Genomic DNA, 1,202 nt, shown 5'->3' on the forward strand with positions numbered 1-1,202 from the left:
AACTCGTTGTCCTTCTGTCTGAACATGAAGTGATAGGGCATGAAGTCGCTGGGATGGCTGAGGCCCGCCGCACCCGCGATTTCGCCGAGCGCGTGCATGGTGTTGCGATGAAAGCGCGCGACGCGGTCGCTCTTGTCACCGACATCTATCGCGCTCTGGCGGCGCTGGTCCTGTGTCGCGATACCGACTGGGCAGCGATTGGTGTGGCAAGACTGGGCCTGGATGCAGCCGATTGCGAACATGAAGCCGCGCGCCGCGTTGCACCAGTCCGCCCCGAGCGCGAGCGTGCGGGCGATGTCGAAGGCTGACACAATCTTGCCAGCCGCCCCGATCCTGACCTGATCGCGGATGCCGGCGCCCCGCAGCGTGTTGTGGACGAAGGTCAGCCCTTCCAGCATCGGCATGCCGACGCGGTTGGCGAATTCGACGGGAGCGGCGCCAGTGCCACCCTCCGCGCCGTCCACGACAATGAAATCGGGTACGATGCCGGTGTTRAGCATGGCCTTGACCATACTCATGAATTCGCGGCGATGGCCGATGCAAAGCTTGAGGCCGACCGGCTTGCCGCCGGAAAGCTCGCGCAGTTCACCGACGAATTGCATCAGCCCCGTCGGGGTGGAAAAGGTGCTGTGGGCCACAGGCGATATGCAGTCTACGCCCATCGCAATGCCTCGCGCCTCGGCGATCTCGGGTGAGATCTTGGAAGCYGGCAGCATGCCGCCATGACCCGGTTTGGCGCCTTGGCTGAGTTTGATTTCGATCATCTTGATCTGCGGATCAGCAGCCAGTTCCGCAAAACGTTCGGGAGAGAAGCTGCCATCTTCGYTGCGGCAGCCGAAATAGCCCGACGCCACTTGGAARATCAGGTCCCCGCCRCCTTGCCGGTGATAGCGGCTGATGCTGCCTTCGCCGGTGTCATGTGCGAAGCCGCCCTTCCTCGCGCCAGTGTTGAGCGCCAGAATGGCRTTGGCGGAGAGCGAGCCGAAACTCATGGCCGAGATGTTGTAGATGCTGGCCTCGTAGGGAYGCCTGCAGGCAGGTCCGCCGATCCGGACGCGAAAATCGGTGTCGACAATGGCCGTCGGCGCGGCCGAATGGGTCAACCACGCATAGCCGGAACCGTAGACGTTCTCAGAGGTGCCAAARGGCAGCTTGTCCTCGTCGCCCTTGGCGCGCCGGTAGACCAGGGCGCGGTCCTGCCG

1 protein-coding gene is annotated in these 1,202 nt (G+C 63.4%); it reads right to left on the bottom strand.

The annotated features are described in order from the left end of the window. Nucleotides 1-1,202: FMN-binding glutamate synthase family protein (locus AB4099_RS35170; RefSeq protein WP_441481501.1), on the bottom strand; the 1,202-nt coding region annotated here is incomplete at both ends.

Source organism: Allobosea sp. 2KB_26, assembly GCF_052115715.1.
Lineage (GTDB): Bacteria > Pseudomonadota > Alphaproteobacteria > Rhizobiales > Beijerinckiaceae > Allobosea.